The organism is Dolichospermum sp. UHCC 0406 (assembly GCF_009712025.1).
In the GTDB taxonomy this organism is placed as follows: domain Bacteria; phylum Cyanobacteriota; class Cyanobacteriia; order Cyanobacteriales; family Nostocaceae; genus Dolichospermum; species Dolichospermum lemmermannii.
On record NZ_VILA01000008.1, the window covers coordinates 1 to 20,635 of the forward strand.

20 protein-coding genes, 1 tRNA gene and 1 rRNA gene are annotated in these 20,635 nt (G+C 38.9%); 9 read left to right on the forward strand and 13 right to left on the reverse strand.

Going from position 1 to position 20,635, the window contains the following annotated elements:
- From FJR09_RS07955 to FJR09_RS07965, 3 genes are all read right to left on the reverse strand, one after another.
- Positions 1–107 (reverse strand): 16S ribosomal RNA (locus FJR09_RS07955); the annotation flags it as partial.
- A gap of 280 nt (positions 108–387) precedes the next feature.
- On the reverse strand, positions 388–1,059 hold the full coding sequence (gene tsaB / locus FJR09_RS07960) for a tRNA (adenosine(37)-N6)-threonylcarbamoyltransferase complex dimerization subunit type 1 TsaB (RefSeq protein WP_015081550.1): 672 nt from the start codon (positions 1,057–1,059) through the stop codon (positions 388–390).
- 131 nt (positions 1,060–1,190) lie between these two features.
- Entirely contained in the window at positions 1,191–1,439 is a 249-nt protein-coding gene (locus FJR09_RS07965; protein ID WP_015081549.1) for a Ycf34 family protein, read from the reverse strand.
- Positions 1,440–1,525: 86 nt separating this feature from the next.
- Between FJR09_RS07965 and FJR09_RS07970 the strand changes: the two genes are divergently transcribed.
- From FJR09_RS07970 to FJR09_RS07985, 4 genes are all read left to right on the forward strand, one after another.
- Complete coding sequence (locus FJR09_RS07970) at positions 1,526–2,797, forward strand: CCA tRNA nucleotidyltransferase (RefSeq protein WP_041458547.1); 1,272 nt, start codon at positions 1,526–1,528, stop codon at positions 2,795–2,797.
- 47 nt (positions 2,798–2,844) lie between these two features.
- Positions 2,845–3,642 (forward strand): Tab2/Atab2 family RNA-binding protein, encoded by a 798-nt coding sequence (locus FJR09_RS07975; RefSeq protein ID WP_015081547.1) that lies wholly within the window; start codon positions 2,845–2,847, stop codon positions 3,640–3,642.
- A gap of 643 nt (positions 3,643–4,285) precedes the next feature.
- Positions 4,286–5,770, forward strand: a complete 1,485-nt coding sequence (locus FJR09_RS07980) for a group II intron reverse transcriptase (protein WP_371416398.1) — start codon at positions 4,286–4,288, stop codon at positions 5,768–5,770.
- A 328-nt stretch (positions 5,771–6,098) separates the two neighbouring features.
- Positions 6,099–6,860: a metallophosphoesterase family protein gene (locus FJR09_RS07985; RefSeq protein ID WP_015081545.1), complete on the forward strand. Its 762-nt coding sequence runs from the start codon at positions 6,099–6,101 to the stop codon at positions 6,858–6,860.
- Here FJR09_RS07985 and FJR09_RS07990 read toward each other — a convergent pair whose 3' ends face one another.
- Positions 6,861–7,724, reverse strand: a complete 864-nt coding sequence (locus FJR09_RS07990; RefSeq protein ID WP_015081544.1) for a M48 family metallopeptidase — start codon at positions 7,722–7,724, stop codon at positions 6,861–6,863.
- A gap of 285 nt (positions 7,725–8,009) precedes the next feature.
- On the opposite strand from FJR09_RS07990, the gene FJR09_RS07995 reads away from it, so the two are divergent.
- On the forward strand, positions 8,010–8,543 hold the full coding sequence (locus FJR09_RS07995; protein WP_015081543.1) for a DUF4330 domain-containing protein: 534 nt from the start codon (positions 8,010–8,012) through the stop codon (positions 8,541–8,543).
- A gap of 92 nt (positions 8,544–8,635) precedes the next feature.
- Positions 8,636–9,391: an ABC transporter ATP-binding protein gene (locus FJR09_RS08000; RefSeq protein ID WP_168653005.1), complete on the forward strand. Its 756-nt coding sequence runs from the start codon at positions 8,636–8,638 to the stop codon at positions 9,389–9,391.
- 1 nt (position 9,392) lies between these two features.
- Here the strand turns inward: FJR09_RS08000 and FJR09_RS08005 are convergent, their stop codons facing one another.
- Positions 9,393–10,079, reverse strand: a complete 687-nt coding sequence (locus FJR09_RS08005) for a glycoside hydrolase family protein (RefSeq protein ID WP_015081541.1) — start codon at positions 10,077–10,079, stop codon at positions 9,393–9,395.
- Between the two features lie 351 nt (positions 10,080–10,430).
- Here FJR09_RS08005 and FJR09_RS08010 point away from each other — a divergent pair, with 351 nt between their 5' ends.
- Positions 10,431–11,048 (forward strand): DUF1997 domain-containing protein, encoded by a 618-nt coding sequence (locus FJR09_RS08010; RefSeq protein WP_015081540.1) that lies wholly within the window; start codon positions 10,431–10,433, stop codon positions 11,046–11,048.
- Between the two features lie 68 nt (positions 11,049–11,116).
- Here the strand turns inward: FJR09_RS08010 and FJR09_RS08015 are convergent, their stop codons facing one another.
- Positions 11,117–11,587 (reverse strand): DUF4079 domain-containing protein, encoded by a 471-nt coding sequence (locus FJR09_RS08015; RefSeq protein WP_015081539.1) that lies wholly within the window; start codon positions 11,585–11,587, stop codon positions 11,117–11,119.
- A gap of 135 nt (positions 11,588–11,722) precedes the next feature.
- On the opposite strand from FJR09_RS08015, the gene FJR09_RS08020 reads away from it, so the two are divergent.
- Positions 11,723–13,006, forward strand: coding sequence for an ankyrin repeat domain-containing protein (locus FJR09_RS08020; RefSeq protein ID WP_168653006.1), 1,284 nt, complete (start codon positions 11,723–11,725; stop codon positions 13,004–13,006).
- 10 nt (positions 13,007–13,016) lie between these two features.
- Here the strand turns inward: FJR09_RS08020 and queD are convergent, their stop codons facing one another.
- The gene (gene queD / locus FJR09_RS08025; protein ID WP_168653007.1) at positions 13,017–13,481 is read right to left on the reverse strand and encodes a 6-carboxytetrahydropterin synthase QueD; all 465 of its coding nucleotides are present in this window, start codon (positions 13,479–13,481) and stop codon (positions 13,017–13,019) included.
- Positions 13,478–14,104 carry a 7-carboxy-7-deazaguanine synthase QueE gene (locus FJR09_RS08030; RefSeq protein WP_015081536.1) on the reverse strand — a complete coding sequence of 209 codons (627 nt, stop codon included), beginning with the start codon at positions 14,102–14,104 and terminating at the stop codon, positions 13,478–13,480. Before FJR09_RS08030 ends, queD begins: the two co-directional genes overlap by 4 nt.
- 847 nt (positions 14,105–14,951) lie before the next feature.
- Here FJR09_RS08030 and FJR09_RS08035 point away from each other — a divergent pair.
- Positions 14,952–15,911, forward strand: coding sequence for a hypothetical protein (locus FJR09_RS08035; protein ID WP_168634167.1), 960 nt, complete (start codon positions 14,952–14,954; stop codon positions 15,909–15,911).
- Between the two features lie 386 nt (positions 15,912–16,297).
- Here the strand turns inward: FJR09_RS08035 and FJR09_RS08040 are convergent.
- From FJR09_RS08040 to FJR09_RS08060, 5 genes are all read right to left on the reverse strand, one after another.
- A tRNA-Val gene (locus tag FJR09_RS08040) sits at positions 16,298–16,371 on the reverse strand.
- A 70-nt stretch (positions 16,372–16,441) separates the two neighbouring features.
- Positions 16,442–17,221 carry a photosystem II S4 domain protein gene (locus tag FJR09_RS08045; RefSeq protein WP_015081534.1) on the reverse strand — a complete coding sequence of 260 codons (780 nt, stop codon included), beginning with the start codon at positions 17,219–17,221 and terminating at the stop codon, positions 16,442–16,444.
- Between the two features lie 123 nt (positions 17,222–17,344).
- On the reverse strand, positions 17,345–17,845 hold the full coding sequence (locus FJR09_RS08050) for a hypothetical protein (protein ID WP_015081533.1): 501 nt from the start codon (positions 17,843–17,845) through the stop codon (positions 17,345–17,347).
- 18 nt (positions 17,846–17,863) lie between these two features.
- Positions 17,864–18,247: a hypothetical protein gene (locus FJR09_RS08055; RefSeq protein WP_015081532.1), complete on the reverse strand. Its 384-nt coding sequence runs from the start codon at positions 18,245–18,247 to the stop codon at positions 17,864–17,866.
- Positions 18,248–18,560: 313 nt separating this feature from the next.
- On the reverse strand, positions 18,561–20,579 hold the full coding sequence (locus FJR09_RS08060) for a TolC family protein (RefSeq protein ID WP_168653008.1): 2,019 nt from the start codon (positions 20,577–20,579) through the stop codon (positions 18,561–18,563).
- Between the last annotated feature and the right edge of the window lie 56 nt (positions 20,580–20,635).

Sequence of the window (20,635 nt, forward strand, 5' to 3'; positions counted from 1 at the left end):
GCGTTACTCACCCGTCCGCCACTAAATCCCTAAAGATTCCGTTCGACTTGCATGTGTTAAGCATACCGCCAGCGTTCATCCTGAGCCAGGATCAAACTCTCCATTTTGGTTCTTTCGAGTTTGTTGGCTCCGAAATTAATTAAAATCTCGAATCCTCTTTAAATTATCTTGACGACGAGGATTGGTTTAATCTATTCTTTCAAAGTATTATTTTTTCTCGGTTCAGTTGCCGTGAGTTGTTTTATCTCCCCGGCACTTAACTAATATAGCAATCCTTCCTTTTCCTGTCAAGGGGGTTGGGAAAATATTTTTTTGGGAGGGGAAATTTAATGCTTATTTTTAGCTATAAGCTTTATTTGGTAAGGATTAGGAGGATTTCGATAATCATCAAATATCTACAGGATGTTGTCCATAATAAGGAAGAGCCTCAGACCAATGGGGATTTTTACCGTGCTGCCAATCTAAATATGCTAATTCCAAAATACTGTTAACGGTGGCTGCTAACTGGGATGTGGCGGAAATTAATTGATAACTTGTATGCTCAGAAGATTGGACTGCTAGGGTTTCTTGCCATGCGGTTGGGGTGAATACTGTATCTGGTAATAGAGCAGTAATGCCAGAATTATCAGGGTTGGGTTGATAAACAGCACCAAAAACTTGTCCCCTCTGTGCTGGCATTTCTACGGCAATTATTGGCTGTTGGCAATTTTTTTGGGCTTTATGGGCTTGCCAAGCTAATGCGGCTAGGGTGGAAACTGTAAATACTGGAATGTTTAGCTGTTGTGCTAGTGTCCGCGCGGTGACAACTCCGATGCGAGTTCCTGTAAAACCACCAGGACCTTGGGCTACGGCGATAAATTCTAGGTCTGCCCAGGTTCGTGGTTTAATCACTTCAATTAGGTATTTATGGATATGACTGGATAAGTCACGTCCTAAGTTCCAAACTTGAGATTGGGGATAATCTGTAAAGTTGCTAATTGCTAAACCGAGTTCTGGTGTGGTGGTATGCAATGCTAAGGCGTATTTATCCGGTGAGAGATGTTTAATTATCTTTGTCAAGGTAAATGCAAATATATTTTTCTGATAAATAATACAGCAGAATTAAGGATTGGAGGGGAAAACATGAATAAGAATTGGTGTTGCTGATTTCGAGTGTGAATATTCAGCAACATTTCAGAAACTACTCTCAGTTATGTCGGGACTAATTCACCTGGACGTAATTTGGACCATTTACCTATTTCTGATTTGAAGCTGAGACAACCAACAACGTCCCATTCCATTTCAATGATTTCGCCTTGTGTGCGAATATTGACGTTGATGGAGGGTTCGTTGGGGTCAAAATCTGGTGTTTCTGTCAGGTGTGGCTGTTGGTGCTGGGTTTCTACGGCGTTGTAGGTGACGCAGCGGTCTACATAGTGGCAATTCACGCAAATACACATAATAGAACCAACTTTGGGAAGCTTTATAGTTAATGTAGCTTAATGCAAAATAATCGGCATTGGTTACTAGGTTGATTTTTATGATCATGGATGAATTAGTTGTTTCTCGTCTCGCTGCCAAAAATTGGCCTTTTAGTCTGGAATATTTGCCACAACCTGTTTATATGGTGGGTGGTGCGGTGCGTGATGCGATTTTGGGTAGGGTGCGGGAATATGTGGATTTAGATTTTATTATCCCAGCGGATGCGGTGAAGGTAGCGAGAAAGATTGCTCAACGTTATCAAGCTGGTTTTGTGTTACTTGATGCCGAAAGACAAATTGCCCGTGTGGTGTTTCCTCATGCTACGGCTGATTTTGCTCAACAGGAGGGAGAAAGTTTAATTACGGATTTGCATAGAAGGGATTTTACTATTAATGCGATCGCTTATAATCCCCATACTCAAGAAATTATTGATCCTCTGGAAGGATTTAAGGATATAGAATCTAGTCTATTAAGAATGATATCACCTGTAAATCTGCAAAATGATCCTTTGCGGTTAATGCGGGCTTATCGTCAAGCTGCCCAACTTGGTTTTACTATTGAACCAGCTACTCAAGAGACAATTCGCAGTTTAGCAAAAAGTATTAATCAAGTGGCAGCGGAACGAGTACGGGTAGAAATTGGTTATTTGTTGGCAAATTCTCAAGGGACATTTTGGCTAAATGCTGCTTGGAAAGATGGTGTTTTGACTAGTTTCTTTAAAAACGCGACTGAGGAAAGTTTTATTAAGTTAACTGCTGTTGATCAAGCTTATACTTTAATTAGTGAAAATTGGCAACAACTAGGAGAAGAATTAGCAAATTATGTACGGGAGACTGTGAAAACTTCTTGGTTAGCTACTGCTAAACTTGCTTGTCTGGTTGACTCAAAGCCAGAAATTGCCGAAATCGAATTACAGGAACTTACCTATAGTCGGGCAGAAATTCGGGCTGTGACAACGGGATTAAGACTATTTTCGGAAATAAAAGCGGTAAAGATGCCTTTGCGAAAACAGTATTTTTTGTTTCGGGAAATGGGAAGTTTATTTCCGGCTGTCTTGGTATTAGCTTTAGCAAATGATATTGTAGCTAAGGGAATGTTTGAAGAAAGTATGTTTGTTACTTATGAACCTTTAATCAAGCGTTATCTTGACAAAAACGATGCAGTTGCTCATCCTATTCCTTTACTCAATGGTAAAGACATGATGATGGCGTTAAACATTCCCGCTTCACCATTGATAGGTGAATTATTAATGGAGGTTGGTGTTGCTCAAGCTGAGGGGAAAATTTCTACAGTAGAAGCAGCGATAGAATTTGCCAGGAATTTAGTTAAAAAGTAAACTTGCTAAATTCGGTTTTGAGTTATTTAATTTTTATGGAGTAGGGAATGAGTCTGATTTGGCAAGCTGATTTTTATCGTATTCCGCTACAAAATGTTGAAGAGCAAATATTATGGGAATTATTAGTCTGTGATCCAACTCGCAGTTTTGAATTTACAGCCAGTTGTCCCCAATCCCAGGCTAATTCTACTTGGGTCGCCCAACAATTACAATTAGCTGGTCAGGAAAAGTTACCAGATGTAATTCAAGTATTTCGTCCTCAGTCTTTAAGTTTAATCACAACTGCGGGAAATAATCTAGGTATTTATGTTGAAGCTACTCGGAGAACTTTAGCGTTAAAACAGTGGTTAACAGCGAAACAATATCCTGTAATTGTAGATAAACTACCTCCATTACCATTACCGGAAAATCTCTGGGGGGAAGAATGGCGGTTTGCGACGATTCCATCTGGTGATATTGTGGATGAGTTTACAGAACGACCAATTCCTTTTTTGCAAATACCAGATTTTCTCAAACCAATTAATCTGGGTTTAGCTTCAACAGTACCTATCCCTGGTGTAGTGATTTACGGTGGACGAAAATCTATGCGTTTAGCGCAGTGGTTAAAGGAAAGTAATCCTGTATCATTAAACTATATTGGTGGTGCGCCTGATGGGTTGGTATTAGAAGCTGGTTTGCTAGATAGGTGGGTTTTGGCGACTTTTACAGATGAGGAAGTTACTGCTGCTGGGAAGTTATATCAAGAGCGAAAACAGCTAAGTCAGGGATTGCATTTTTTATTGGTGCAACCAGATGATTCGGGAATGACTTATAGTGGTTTGTGGTTATTGCAAGATGAAGATTAGTGCGATTCGTTGTTAGTTGAATCACGGTATCCAGCCCGTACATAAGCTAACCAACCCAATCCAATCATGGAAAAAGGTTGAACTCTCGGTCTGATATGGGTGAAAGTCCCATCTACCAGACTCAGGTATGAATCCCTACCTGCCCACGATGACCCGACTCGGTTTCGGGAGGTCGAAGCTCTTAACTGGGCGCAATCAGACATCCGTTGTGGGGTGACACTGGTGCTAACGGGGAGTTCCCATGGTGAAACAGAGCCTAAAAAAAGCAACTTACATCTAAGCAGGACACAACAACAACACCTGACTTCATTGGAGTTAATTCCCGCCGAACGTTTAAGCTAGTATCGGCAAGAGTCTAGGGAATCCAGCAGTTGAATTGGCTACACCTAACGGAACGAACAATCAACCGAGGGAACGAATAAAAACGGGTTGAGGGTCTAAGGGCGGATTCGTTCCCTAAGTAGGCTGGACGAGCAGCGGAACTCCCTCAATTCGGGTAGGACAGACCGTAATTGGTCTGAGGTGTTCAGAATACACAGACTGGAGCAGAGCATGATTAGACACAGAGACAACTAAGCGTGAATCTTGGAAGACGTTACCCTGGAAGAAATTCCGCCGTAACTTATTCCGCCTACAAAAGCGCGTGTATAAAGCGGTTCAAGTTGGAGACAAGCGTAAAGCAAAGTCCCTACAAAAGCTGATTCTGAAATCAACCGCAGCGAGATTACTGGCTATCCGTCAAGTAACACAGCTAAATACTGGGAAAAAGACCGCAGGAATAGACGGGAAAACCGCGCTCACATTTGAACAAAGGTTTCAATTGAGTGAAAAGCTCAAAACCGAATGTAACGACTGGAAACACCAGGGATTACGTGAAATACCCATCCCTAAAAAGGACGGCAAAACCCGGATTCTCAAAGTCCCCACTATTGCAGATAGGGCGTATCAATGCCTTGTTAAATACGCATTAGAACCAGCCCACGAGGCAACTTTCCACGCCAGGAGCTACGGTTTTAGGACAGGACGTTCAGCCCATGACGCACAGAAAGTCTTGTTCAATAATCTAAACTCAAAAGCCAACGGAATAGATAAAAGGGTTATAGAACTCGATATCGAAAAATGTTTCGACCGGATAAATCACACCGCCATCATGGATAAACTCATAGCTCCTTATAGCATAAAACAGGGAATATTCCGCTGTCTCAAAGCCGGAGTTAATCCAGAATTTCCCGAACAAGGAACACCTCAAGGGGGTGTGGTAAGTCCACTTTTAGCTAACATCGCTTTGAATGGGATTGAAAGTATTCATAGATATCATGCGATGTCTAACTACAGAATTACAGACAAAACCTCAAAGGAGAGTATTGTTGAACCAACAATCCGTTATGCGGATGACATGGTGATAATACTCAGACCCCAAGACGATGCCACAGAAATACTTGACAAAATCAGTCAGTTCCTAGCAGAACGGGGAATGAAAGTCAGTGAGAAAAAGACAAAGCTAACCGCCGCGACAGATGGGTTCGATTTCCTCGGCTGGCACTTTAAAGTCCAGAAAAACGGAAAGTTCAGATGCGTCCCATCAGTGGACAATTATAAAACTTTTCGCAAGAAAGTAAAATTCATCGTCAACAACTCGAATTATGGTGCTACCACAAAGGCTGAGAAATTAGCCCCTGTAGTTAGAGGCTGGAGGAATTACCACCGCTTCTGCAAGATGGACGGGTCGCGTAACTCGCTATACCACATCGAAACAAGAGCATTCAAGGTATTCAATAAGGAAACCAAGCAAAACCGCTACACTAGCAAGAAATTACTAGATAAGGCGTTTCCATCAGTTCCTTATTCCGAACATAAACACATCAATGTCAAAGGAGAGAAATCACCCTACGACGGAGATTTGAGCTACTGGAGCGAGCGTAACAGCAAGCTCTATGACAATCATACCTCTAAAGCCCTCAAACGGCAAAACCATAAATGTGGTCATTGTGGGTTAAAAATGCTCAGTGACGAGAAGGTACATTTACATCATATAGATGGAAACCACCAAAACTGGAAAACTAAAAACCTTCTAGCTATTCACGAAAGTTGCCACGATTATATTCACATGAGCAAAAGCGAAAGCTAAGAACATCGGGAGCCGTGTACACGGAAACGGGTACGCACGGATCTAACTGAGAGGGGCGGGAAATAATATTCCCCCTCGACTCAACCAAAACTGATGCTTGTTATATTTTGTTACCGAGAACGAGCCTACTTAAGCATGAAAATTTGTGTATGATAGGAGTCTTGGGTGTTAGTAATTATTTATATGGGAACTTGGCAAGTTAACCAAATGTCTACATAATTATTAAAGAAATCATAACTTAGTCAAGTTTTCTTGACCTTTTAAACGAAAATTAGACCAATCAAAGTTTAGTCGAAATATTCAGCTAATTCATTTAAGCTAGAAGCAAATGAGCGAAATTAGTCAACGCAGGGTTGTTATTGGTGATGTGCATGGACACTATGAATGTTTGATGTTGCTGTTGGCAAAAATAGCGCCTACATCAGAGGATCAAGTATATTTTTTGGGAGACTTAATTGATCGTGGTCCAAAAAGCGCCCAAGTAGTTGAGTTTGTTAAAGAAAATGATTACCCTTGTTTGCTAGGTAATCATGAGCAGATGTTATTAAATATCATGACTGGTAAGAATACTTCGTCCACAAATATGCAAACGTGGTTATACAGTGGAGGACAGGCTACTATTGCTAGTTACCAATCTGCAACAATTCCTAAACAACATCTGGATTGGTTTGAGAGTTTGCCCACATATTTAGATTTGGGAGATTTTTGGTTAACTCATGCAGGTGTTGATCCAGAAAAGAGTGTCCAAGAACAGACGGCGGAAGAATTATGCTGGATTAGGGATGAGTTTCATCGGATAGAGAAACCATATTTTGCAGATAAGTTGATTATAGTTGGTCATACTATAACTTTTACTTTACCTGGTGTGGCTCCTGGTAATTTGGCACAGGGCCAGGGCTGGTTAGATATTGATACTGGCGCTTATCATCCCCGTAGTGGTTGGTTGACGGGGCTGGATATTACGAATAAGTTGGTTTATCAGGCCAATGTGTTCAGTAGGGCTGTGCGGACTGTGGCTTGGGAAGAGGTGATGACAATTGTTCAGCCACAAGAGTTCGCAGGTAGCCGCCGTCATAGAAAACGAGCATAATTATGGCAAAAATGCTCTCATTTTGCTTTGATATACCGGATTATCTAAACCATGATTTTGACTACTTGGTTGATTTTTAATCTGATTTTGCAGGGAGATTACGCGATCGCTCGCCCCTGGATGTGTACTTAAAAATGTAGGTACGGAGCTACTTCTTTGTAGCTTTTTCATAAAAGAAACCATTGCTGACTGAGCATAACCAGTGCGGGTTATGTTTGCTAATCCTCTTTTATCAGCATCAAATTCGTCTTGGCGACTGCGGGGAAGATTAAGGGCGAGTTGCACGCCAATTCCTACTGCCTTGCTTTTATCTAAACCGGATACGGTAGCTACACCACTGGCTATAGCTTGTTGTCGCATTTGTTTAATTAAATGTTTGCCTTCGATATGTCCCATTTCATGAGCTAATACACTGGCAAATTCGGCTTCATTGTCTGCTGTTTTTAACAAACCTGTATTCACATAAATAAAACCACCGGCAGTTGCAAAGGCATTAACAGCAGGATCTTCGACTACTTGAAAAGTATAGGGAATATTTGGACGAGTGCTATTAGCTGCTAAACGTCTACCGATTTGTTCAACATAGCTGTTTAGTTGTGAATTACGAGAAATTCTGACTTCTTGCTGTATTTCTTGATTTATTTGCTGCCCAAGATCAACTTCCTGGCGATCGGATATATTAGATAGATTAAATATCTGGGTTACTTGTGGGACTATACGGATCAGATCGCTAAAACCTATAGCTTTACTTGATAATTGTGTACTCAGGCACACAGTTAAAGCAACGCTTACAGAAATGAACGGATACAAACAGCGCCGCTGCCACAAACGATAATTTGTCCAAATTCCTTGCGAGTTAATCATAATCGAGTTATATGAGATTGGTGTGAGAACTTAAAATTAGAGGACGAATTTTCAGTTTACTAAGTTGCATTTTCAACTCCAGATAGGGCAAATAGTCAATTCAAATAACTTACTGCTACTATGACACTGAATCTCCTGCAATCATGATAAACTGTCGCATAACCATAATGTCTAGTTTCTGTCAATTCTGATTCAGTGATCAAGATTGTGGATCATTTGAAAAAACTTGACGGTACAATCAATTACTTAGCTGAAAACTTAACTGCAACTTATCCAAACCTGATTATGGCTATTTTAGATTCTAAAGGTCGCTTGTTCGGTAAAATTAACCTATTAGATTTAGGGGCTGCATTAGTAATTTTGCTAGTGATAGTGGGTATCTTTATTTTCCCTGGTACTTCTGGTTCTGTGGCTCAAGTGGGTGCGAAAACAGTACCCATTGAGGTAGATTTGTTGGTACGTGGACTCAATGTTCGTAATCCTCAACAGTTAGTTAAAGAAGGATTCACAAAAGGTGGTAAAACTAATGTGATTATCCGTAATCAACCCTATGGTCAAATTGGGATTAAATCGGTTGAGCAGTTAGAGAGAACACTGACAATTGGTCAACCAGATGGTTCTGTGAAAGAATTACCAGATCCTAGAAAAATTAACTTTAGTACAGATTTTCTCTTGACTTTAGAAGGACAAGCTACAGTCACTAAAGATGGGCCTGTTCTTGGTAATAGCAAAGTGAAAATTGGAATGCCTTTTGAATTGGAAGGTTTTAACTATAACTTCAATGCGTCTGTAATTGATATTCGATTACAGGATAAATAGCATTATATTTAAGGGTGAAATTCTCCTGATTTCATCCTCAAAATTAGTAAAAACAATACATTTATAATTTTGTAATTAAGTGGGTAAATACTGTGGCACAGGCTTCGTCGTCTTGGAAACAATTCATCAATCAAATTTCAGAAATTAAGACAGCAAGCCAAAAACAGCAGATTTTTAAACATTTTTATGAACCTGGTGTTTTGCTGGGATTGTTAACAATTATTGTGGCTATGCTGCTGTGGAGTTGGCAATTACTACTAGCTGTTATTGTTGGCATTGGGAGCATGGTATTTACTTACTCAGTGCAAAAATGGAATTGGCAATTGCGCTGGCTAGAAATACGCAAGTTAATGAGTAGCACTAACAGTCGGTTAGCTTATTCTGTTGCTAGTGGTGGGATTGCGACTGTGATAACTTATATGGCTTCGGCAATTTGGGTTGATGCTCCTAGTCATTGGTTGGCGGCTGGTGCTATTGTGCAAGGAATGGGAACGCTATTAACTTTAATTTTGCTGGTGTGGCAAATATTCAGTTTTCAAGGAAATCGAGAAGAAGATTATCTTGATCAATTGTTAAATAATTTAACGGAAAAGGATCATTTAAAACGTTTACTTTCCATACGTCAACTCAATAAACTGATTACCCGTCAGCGAGTTGATACGGCAATACAACAAGATATCGGGGAATGTTTACAACTGCTACTGAGTCAGGAAAAAGAAGTAATGATTCGGGAAGCAGCTTTAGATTGTTTGCAAAATTTAAATGGGTTGCAAGTGCTAAAACCTATTCAATCAAAGGTATTTATGCCTGTATCAGCAACAGCGAAGAATAAAATTCTTGTAGATTGATCTAATTTTCCGATTTTGTCCTTTTGATTTCGGGATTTTGCTTTAATTCTTCTGTTAAGATTTGCTGATAAATCTTGGGTAAGGAACTACTAACAGAATTATTTTCTATCCCGTACCCCAAACTTGTCCATGTGGGAGAAAGTTTCCGCAAAACGTCATTTAATTTTTGTTGCTGTAATAGCTTAGGAATATTTACACCCCAAACTTTTGCATCATTCAACCAACGGTAAACTACTACATCTTGATACTCTGCTTCAAAGCTATAATTAGTCCAAAGCATCATCTTTGCGGGTTTTGGGTGATAACGAGGGGCAATTTGATCCCACGTAGTATTAATAATTTGATATCTACCTGCGGCTGTGGAACAATTACCTGTATTCGGTCCTGTGATGATGGTGACACATTTTTGAGGATGATGGCTGAGATCATTAATTTGTTCACCACCATACAAGAGAGAATAAGGACGATTACCACTAGCTTCGCTGGCAGATATGGTTCGCATTAATGCCCGAATATAAGGATCTCCACCTTTCATGACTAGGGGAGGCTGTTTTCTAGTAAATACGGGTTCGGGAGATAATTGTATATCTCCAAAAATATACCACTGAAATAGGTACACAAAGCCCAAAAGTGAGGCTATGGGAGCAATGAGTTTTTCTACACCTTTAGGTTCAAAGCTTTTCAGAATTCAACTCCTCTCAATTTCTTCTCTTGACTAATTACAAAAACTTACACTTTGCTTTCGGAAAAATTAAAAACTTCAGTAATATTGCTATGATCACCTATTGGCTTATTTAGTTACAATATCAACTATTGGATGACGATTATCAAGAAAGTCATAAAAAGCTAGATATTTTCTAGTTAGTCAATTAGGAATGCTAAGTAGATACATATAAATCTGCCTTGTTGATTTATTTTATGTGAAGTTAATGGCAAATTGTTGAGATTTTCGTAAAAATTGGATTTTAATGGGAAAAAACTTCCCTCAATTGGGAATGATGAATATAGACAAACTTCAAAATATACAAAAAATAAATTTATGGTGACAAACAATAGTGAATATCAATCTTGGAAAGTAGCAGATGATACTGGTTTTAAAAAAGATCATCCAACTCCAACTAAATTTTATGGCAATTATCAAGATAGTATGGAAATGTATGCACCTGTGGAGCAGGTTGAGGAGTATTTTAATACTCATGCTTCCTGGTTTGGCCGTTGTGCAGAACCCATGAAGGTACTCCCGCTAGGGGAAAATAGTTATGCTCTAGCGGTGGGTAAATTTGGTGCTTTTGGTTACGAAGTAGAACCAAAGATTGGCTTGGAGTTGCTAAACCCCCAAAATCGTCAATTCCACATTCGGACTATTCCTGTACCTGATTATCAAGCACCTGGTTATGAGGTGGATTACAAATCATCAACACAATTGATAGGTGATTTAGATGGGGTTACACGGGTGGAATGGGAGTTGGATTTGGTTGTTGAGTTGCAGTTTCCCAGATTTATTCAGCGATTACCCTATTCTTTAATTCAGTCTACAGGCGATCGCATCCTTAATCAAATTGTCCGTCAGGTTTCCCATCGTCTCACACACAAGGTACAAAAAGACTTTTATCAATCCTTGGATATACCTTTTCCTCAAAAGAAACAGAAGAAATAGGGAACAGGGAACAGGGAACAGGGAACAGGGAACAAACAACTGACAACTAACAACTAACAACTAACAATCTACGCTTTCGTGAGAATTCTTTGGATAATTTCGACACCAGAGAGGGCTTGCCAGATGAAAAGCCCCAAAATAGCAAAATTTAACAATATATGAGTTATCCGCGCCCAATTTGCGCCTTTTTGCATGAAAGGAGATAGGGATGCAGAAAAAGCAATTAAACCCGTCATACTTAATCCTGCTAATAGATGCGGTCCAACAAACAACTTACCATTATTAATGTAGGTAACAGCCATGCCACCAATGGAACCGGCTACCATTAGTGCTAACATAATAGAACCAATTTGGTGGTGTTTGATGGTGTAACGCCCTTTAATTAGTTCTTTCTTTTCTTCTCCCTGAGCATTTCTGGTACGCTGTACTTGTAATCCTAAATATGCAGCATACAAGGAAAGTGCTAATAATACCCACATAGTAACTGGGTGAGCAAAGTTCAACCAGAATCTGATTGTTGGAGTCAGTTCAAAAGCCATATTTTTTACTTCCGGTTATTAAATCTTCATAAAACTTAGCATACATTTATTTTTCTTACGTAGAAATTTTTCAATCTTACCAAAGTGTAATCTGGAGTTGGAATCAGTCACATCTACCCAAACAGGACATAACCAATGATAGAAAATAAAAATACCTCGTTGCTGAAGGCTGTGAAAACTGGTGATATTCAAGGAGTATTTGCACTGCTGTCCGCTGGTGCTAAAGTGGATGTTAGCGATGAAAATGGGACTACAGCATTGATGTTTGCGGCGAATTTGGGTTATACAGAAATTGTGCGATCGCTCTTGGATGCCGATGCTAACATTAACTTAACTAGAAAAACCTATAGTTTAACAGCATTAATGCTGGCTGCTAGTGCTAATCAAATAGATGTTGTCAAATTGTTAGTCTCTAAAGGGGCAAATGTCAATGCTACCAATGATGATGGTAGTACCGCATTAATGATAGCAGCACTGAAAGGTTATCTGGAGATTGTGCAAATTTTATTAGCGGCTGGTGCTGATATCAGCATTACCGACAAAGATAATGATACCGCCTTAAAACTGGCAATAAAACACAAACATCCAGCAGTTGTTAAAGCATTATCACAAAATAGCAATATTGTCAATAGCCAAGATTCAGAAGGTGATACAGGATTAATAATTGCGGCAGATTTAAGTTATTTAGAAATAGTACAAGCATTGCTGTCATCTGGGGCTGATGTCAATATCAAAAATGTTGATCATGGAACAGCACTATTAGCAGCCGCAGCAACAGGAAATACTGCTATTATCACCGCTTTATTAGACGCAGGTGCGGAAATTAATCATCAAGATAAAGAAGGTGAAACAGCCTTACATCTTGCGGTTGTGGAAGAATATGTAGATGTGGTCAAAATATTACTTCAACGAGGGGCAGATGTGCAAATTAGAAACCATCTGGGAGATACACCTTTATTGATAGCAGCATTCCAGGGATATAGTCAAATAGTAGCCGTTTTACTGGGCGCGGGGGCAGATATGGAAAAGAAAAACTTTGGAGAAGTTGCTCTTACCTTAGCAGTATCCAAAGGGCATTTCCTAACTGTGAAACTATTACTTGAGAATGGTGCAGATATTAATAAATTAGCAGATGATGGTAAAACAGCCTTAGTCAAAGCCATAGCTGCAAACTATCCTGAAATATGCCAATTGTTATTAGCACAAGGAGCAAATGTGAATTTGCAAAACTCGGCTGGCGCAACTGCTTTAATGTGGGCTGTAGCGGAAGGTTATAGTCAAGCCGTAGCAATGTTACTACAAGCTGGAGCGGATGTTGATTTGAAAAATCAGGGTGGTTATACTGCTTTAATGATTGCAGAATTCAATAATTATCGCAGTATTTGGACAATATTAAAACAAGCTGGAGCGCAGGAGTAAAAATTTCAGTTTAGATGATTTTGATACCATCATCATTTTGACGAGATTGCAGTAAATTCAAACTTTCACCAGAATTCAACCAACCAGATATGCGGGTTTTGGAATACAAACAGATAGAAGTGCAAGTTTCATCAATTCTCACTGCTGTTAATCCCGCTAATCCTGCTTGTTCTAATTTTTCATAAATCCAAGCAGCAATTGCTTCGCTGGTTGGTGATTCCAAACCCATAGATTCATTTAAATAATAGTGATCTAAATAATTCTCAAGCAAGGGTTTGAGATATTTTTTAATATCTGAATAGTCCATTACCATACCCTGTTTAGCACCTTTTGTTATTAAGGTATCACCAGCTACATAAACAACTCCACGCCAACTATGTCCATGCAGCCTGGAGCATTTACCATCATGGTAAGGTAATTTATGTGCTGCTTCAAAGCGGAATTCTTTAGCCAGTAGCCACTGATGATTGGTCATTGTACCCCGATATACTTGTGTGTTTGTAAGGATAGTTTATAATCAGGTTTTTGTTGTAATATCTGCAAAATCAGTGGGATTGATTTCGACGAACTGTTCCACTCAGGTTGTAAGTAGACAAGCAAATTAGGGTGAGTAGATAGATGTTCTTGGTAAAAATCAATTTCTCCACCAGTCTCTATGACTATCTTAACTTCGTTAGCTCGACTCCAAAACTGACTTTTTACTGGGTATTTAGGGTTAATATGTTCTTTGGGAGATAGAGTAATCCAAGCTGCTGGGGAAACTGCTTGCCAAAAAGAGCCTGATGTTTCAATGTTAACTCGTTTGTCCGCGGCTAATAAAGCTTGAACTAAGTCAGGTAAATGCTTGTGAATGAATGGTTCTCCGCCAGATATTACCACTCTGGGAGATTTGATTTCCGCTAGAAGTTCAGCTATGGGACGTTCTACTCGTGGTAAATTCGCTCCTGGGTCAGCATAACCAGTATCGCACCAGGGACAACCGACTGGACAACCTGATAAGCGAATAAAGTCTACTAAGCAACCAGTCCAGTATCCTTCTCCCTGAACTGTACTTTGAAAAGTTTCATGAATCGGTAACTTGATTTCTAACAGCGACATTTTTAAAATCCATAACCAATCTAGTTATAAGCTTGCCATATAAAGCTTTATATTTAAAAATACTTAATAAGAGGTTAAAAAAACAACAATTTACAAATTATTAAAAAAAAGAGAAACATCAAGATGAAGTTCTGACACGACAAGGGTAGAAAGAAGTAAATTTACCTTTTACCGTTACCTTGTTTCTGCCTTGATGTTTCCTACTGTGCTAGATGTGGATAATATACATTGTTTGATTTTAGAGAGAAGTATTGGAATTATCACTTTTTATGTAAAAAAACTACTTTAGTTACGAATAAATCTCTCGTAAGTATGATTTTTTGAATATTTTTGGTACTTTTGAGTAATCATGAAGAAAATATAAAAATTATAATTACTCCTCCTAATTAAAGAGAAAACACCAATTATTAGTTATGATTTGTTACATTACCCTAGCTGGCTAAAGCTAAAAAGCCAGAAGTGTTGAATGTTAAGATTTTGAGGATTGTGTCCAAGTTGTGCATTGGTATTAGTGATACCAAATTTGATCAATTAATGACTCTATTCTCAATAGACAATTGATTTTACCTGGGTAAAACGCAAAGATTGTAAAGTTTTATTGCAGGATTCGACACTTGTGCTAAAAAGCATACTAGACTATTACTGTATAGCCAAATACAAACACAGTAATACTCTGCAAAGAAGAATGTACTAAAGGATGCTGTACCTGATTATGAGGATGTGGTAAAGCGTCAGTTTGAGAATTTTATTGCCAAACACCAGTATAATGCGAATCAGGTTAATTTTTTAAAGTTTACGGAATTATTGGCGGCGTAGATTATAATTATTCTTTCTTATTGCAAATATCATGACTAATTTTGAAGATAATACAAAAACACTCAAAACACTGATCAAAAAGACTAAAAAATCAGGAAAGCAAGCATGGGAAGCTGGCGAGATATTGAATCATATTTTTGCTCTTAAAGAATATAAAGAAAAATATAAAACTTTTAATAGTTATACTTCAAAGGAATTTGATATTAAAGAAGAAACTGCACAACAATATATTACAATCTATAAGAAGATTCCAATAGACATGATAACAGATAAGATGCTGGTATCACATCTTTATACTATTGCTGAAATGCAAGATATTTTAAAGGTTCAAATTTTAGGAATACTCCGTTTAGAGGAAGACGAAAGTAAGGTTACTTATGATGGTGACATTGTACTAATATTCAAGCAAGTTTTAGAACAAGCTAAATCTTCATTATCTGACAAGGAAGCTAAGGAACTTTTTAAGTTTATTAAAAAATTAGATTTACAAGAAAATGAGAGAAGGAAAAGAGCAAAAAATAGTCCCTTAGAAAGAGCGGAAAGACTAGAAACAATTTTATTACATAAGAATTATAAAAGTCTTACTGAACTATATCATTACTCACCTATAAGTGAACAGGGATTAGTTGGGTTATTTTGCACGAATTTCCATTTAATTAAACAAGAAACATTTATATTTAATGATATTGAATCAAGTTTTGAAGCAATTATATATATAAGAACTGAATATCCCGATGCACAAATTCTAATTAAAAAAGAAGTACGAGATATTGATATATATTCTGATCACGATAATTATCAAAAAATCAATATTGAATTTGAATTAAATAGCTTCAATTACTGGAGACACAAACACCATGAATCTGAATCATCAGAAAAATGTGATATGATTATTTGTTGGGAAATTGATAAAATACCAACTGAAACAGTATCACCACCTATTTTATGTATAAAAGAGTTGTTAGAAACTGGTAAAATTGAATTACACTAAATGTCTATGCCATAGTATTTATAATACTCATGCTAACGTATCCTAACCTAAAATTAAAAGTAGATAAACTCTGGACAGGTGGACTATCCAACCTAATGGATGTAATTTAATTTATATTTAATCAGCAAGCCCTATTTAGACAAGGAATAAATTCCCTGTCTAATAGCTAAAGTCGGTTAAAACCGACTAAATAGGGTTTTTATGTTATTGTTTTTTTGATTTGTGGGTAATAATGTAAATTTTATTTTTCACTTAAACCCGATTTTTTGGTAATCTAATTCTAAATTTGAACTAATTGCACCTATTTTTCAACCATCACCTTGCCGTTGTGGCAATCTCAAACTTGAAATCACAAAACTTTAGCGAACAACTTACAGATAAAAATATGGACGGTATTGGACTCGAACCAACGACCCCATCGATGTCAACGATGTACTCTAACCACCTGAGCTAACCGTCCGTAATCAACACAGATCAACAATCTATCATATAAAACATAATCTGTCAATCCCTAAAACCAAAATTTTATCCTACATATATCTAGTCAACTGCACCCGATAGCGATCCTTTTTCGTCACCGCAATTTCCCCAACTTCCAATCGCCCTTTCCCCCGAATAGCGATTAAATCCCCTGTTTTAACATGGGAACTGGCTTGAGTGACTTCCTTCCAATTGACACGCACATCATTAGAGTCAATCAAATCCACCATTTTACTCCGGGACATCCCAAACCCAGCCGAAGCCACCGCATCTAACCGCAAAGAAGCTTCCACAGTCGTCATTTCCTTCTTCTTAGGTTCACGGATTTTTAACTCATTAATCTCAATGCGTCGAGTTTTCACTGGCACAGAACGCACCTGTTGCAAACTCATCTCTAAAAATTCTACTAATTCAGGGACAACAATCACCTGCGCCCCTCTTTCTCCCAATACAATTACATCTCCCGTTTTTTCCCGCACAATTCCTGTTCCCAGCATTGCGCCTAAAAAATCTCGGTGATTTGCGGTATCAAACAAGAAATTACCAGCAATATCTAAAGCCACAATTGCCACTTCAGACTGATCTAATGGTAAATCAGCACGAGCGATCGCTAACCTTTGTCTTTCCGCCTGTGGATATCCACCCCACGCTACCGAATGCACCTCCGTTAAGCGGCTAAATACCCGTTGAATTTCCGCTAACTCCGGCGGAGACAAAAAATCTGTAAATACCACTTCCCAGGTCTTTATAGCTTGATCTGCTTGATCAATTACACGGGCAACAGTATCGCGGTTTTCAACACCTTTTAAAAGTTCTTCTCTAGGTAGCATGAATTTTTAGGAGTCAGGAGTCAGGAGTCAGGAGTCAGGAGTCAGGAGGAAGAAGGAAGAAAGAAGAAAGAAGAAAAAAATTACCCAATTACCAATTACCAATTACCAATTACCAATTACCAATTAATTAGTTTCCGCATAACCTTGAATATTTTCTGGTTCAAACTGGCGTAAAATACGAGTAGCTTGACGAGTCAGATTTTCCGAACCTTGCACCACAATTAAATACTTACCTGCATCTAAACGATTGCGATAGGGTAAAGCATCACCACCACCCTCAAATAAACCCACGCCACCACCTACAAACACACTACCCATGGCACCGCTACCAGCGCCCAAGATGCCGCCTACCACATGATTTCCGATTTCCCCAGCCCAAGCGAAGGTATCTAAACCAGTGATGAGACTGAAGGTAAAACCAGCAAAAAAGCCAAATGGTACTAACCAAATCGCCATTAATTTTACTTGTTTTTTCGCCTGTTCTTTGGGGTCAATTAAACCAAACTCATCAGCACTTTTGTATCCTCTACCGAGAATAGTGCCATTTATGCCTTCTCTTTCTAAAGCTAAATCAGCGGCTTCGGCTTGGATGCGATCTGATAATACAGCAACAAGATAATTCATCAATTTTAAAATTCAGGATTAATGTGACTTTAGCAAATCCAAAGGCTCACAAAAATTATTCACACCTTGTTTAAGAATATAAATTAAAACGGGTGTAGCCAGACTTTTGGGAAAACTCGGTATTGTCCTTAGATGTACTATCATCTCTTGAATTGACCCATTTAACAAGTCTTCTCGATATTCTTGTTCACAAATTGCCGCTCGCCATTTTTTGGCTAAAGCATCTAACCAATCGGAATTAGTTTGTTCTGGTTCTTGTCCAGCCCGAATAGCCAGAGTCATTACCGCATCTTCTAAATCTCCATCGCAATCCTCTATCAAGTCTAATGCTTCCATTGCTTGAGGATCATCTACCAAATGAGAACGAAATTTTGCAATCTCTTGTGATGTAACTTTAGTCATGAGTTTTTGACTAGACCGGGGTTTGAAAACTATTTTACAACATTGGGAATAGTGATAGGTATACTCAACACGGCTTAATTATTTGATTTTGCGGGTAGGGGTAAAGCAAGAGCTTCATTGGTGTCAAATTAGGCTAAAAATGGCTTATTTGTTGGCTGACAAACCCGCCCGGAACTTAAGTTCCGGTCTAAAAGCTAAAGTGCGTTAAAACGCACTCTGAATGTTAGAATAGTCGGTTTTAACCGACTTTAGCTTTTAGACAGGGAATTTATTCCCTGGCTGGCTTTAAGTTGACCCATTTACCCATCACCTCTTACTTGACTCCTGAGTTCTGTAATTGATTTAAACCCCTGGATGTAACATATCTTTGTAATTCTGTTAAAGCACGGTTGTAATCCAAGATGGCTTTGACGCGATTACCTTCAGAACGGGTGAGGTCATTTAATGCGTTAATTACATCAGTTTGAGTCCCGACACCGGCTTGGAATCTCAACCGCGCTAACCGCAAAGACTCTTTAGCTTGTTCTAAAGCCACATTAGAAGTTTGTACATTTTCCAAATTGGATGCTTGGGTAGAATATGCCTGTTCTACCTGGAAGCGGATTTGGTTGCGCTGTTCAGAAAATTGAGTTTCAGCGATCGCAATATTGGTCTTAGATTGGGCTGCTCTGGCTTTTGCTGCTCCCCCATCATATAAATTGAGACTAGCCTGCAATCTCACAGAATAACCATCAACCACGCTTGTTCCATCATCAAATTGATCGAATAAGTTATACTGACCGAGTAAACTTACCTGGGGACCCAAAGATGCTAAGGCCTGTTTTCTTTGAGCCTCACTAATATTCCGATCTGCTAAAGTTTGTTGTAGTTCAGGACGATTTTGATAAGCCAAAACGATACTTTGTTCTAGTGGCTGTTGCCATAAACCTGCCAATTTGACAGGATCGGACGCAGTAATACTCACTGACTGGGGCAAATTCAACAGTGGTGCTAACTTACGGCGGGCAATTTGTTGTTGAGAAAAGGCACTAGTTAAGTCCTGTTGGGAGTTAGCTAAATTTACCTGCGATCGCAACACATCGAAACGAGTCCCCACACCAGCCCGTTCTAAAGCCACTGCATCTTTCAAACTAGCCTGGGCATTATTTACAGCTGACTGGGAAATTCTCACATTTTCATCAGCTTGTTGCAAGTCATAATATGCCTTAGATACATCTAGCCGAATTTGCTCAGATTGCCTTTCCACATCCAACTCCTGCTTACGTATCCGTTCCTGAGCTTCTTTAATAGCCCCATTACGTCTACCAGAAGTATAAAGATCATATCTTATCTGTCCTGTACCAGTAAACGCCGTAGTAGAAGAAGCATCATCTACCGATAATCCAGCATCCTGTTGTCCTTTAACACGCAATGTATCGCTAACAGTGCGACTATTCTCAACATTCGCATTCAAATCTACACTGGGTAGGAAAGCGGCTTGCGCCTCGCGGAGAACTGATTTACTCCGTTGCAGTTGTAGTACAGACACTTGTAAATCATTATTATTCCGTTTAGCCAGTTCCAGAGCCTGTGACAAACTAATTGGCTGAGTTCCTTGAACCTTCACTTCCTCTGCTTGGGTCGGATATAGCAGCGGATTAGGACTAGGATTCAAATCATTAGGAACATTAGGAAAATCTACGGGCTGACTAGGTGTAGGTTGTACATTCTCCACGGTGGGAGGTGTAGGCTTTACATTCTCTGCCGGAGGTGTACTGGTTTCTGAAGTAGTAGGAACAGTTGTTTGTGCTATCCAAGTATCAGTATTTTGAGGTAAGCAGGTGTTAGAAGCAAGTAGTAAAGCCGCTTGACTCTTTGACTGAGACTGTGGACAATTGCCAGATTTTAGTAACTTTGCTACCTCTACATCACCTTGCTGATCAGAGTTACTTAAATTACTTGATTGTGGATTACTAACAGCCAGAAAATTATTATTTGATAAATCAGAAAAACCGACAAATCTACTGTGATCTTGTTTAGAAATTTTTTCTCCGTCAATGCTGAGATAATTGTCAGCAACAACTACAGGTAGACTGTGGTTGCCGATAGGCTGGATACTACCTTGACTGAAATAATTAGCAGGTAATAATCCTGGGTTACTTTTAATGTTACTTTTGGGCTGTAGGCTATTGTCTGTGAATGGATTCCCACTATTAGTAGAAATTAACACACTAGGAGAAGACGTTAGCTGTAACTGACTTACTTGAATAACATTAGCCCAAGCGGGCTGAGTTGTTAATACTGCTGCTGTCACACCAGGTAAGAAACAATGGAATAATTGCTGTCCTTTCACCGCATCCCCTCACACAAAAAATATTAATTTAGCGGCAGAATACTTGTCTTCACCAC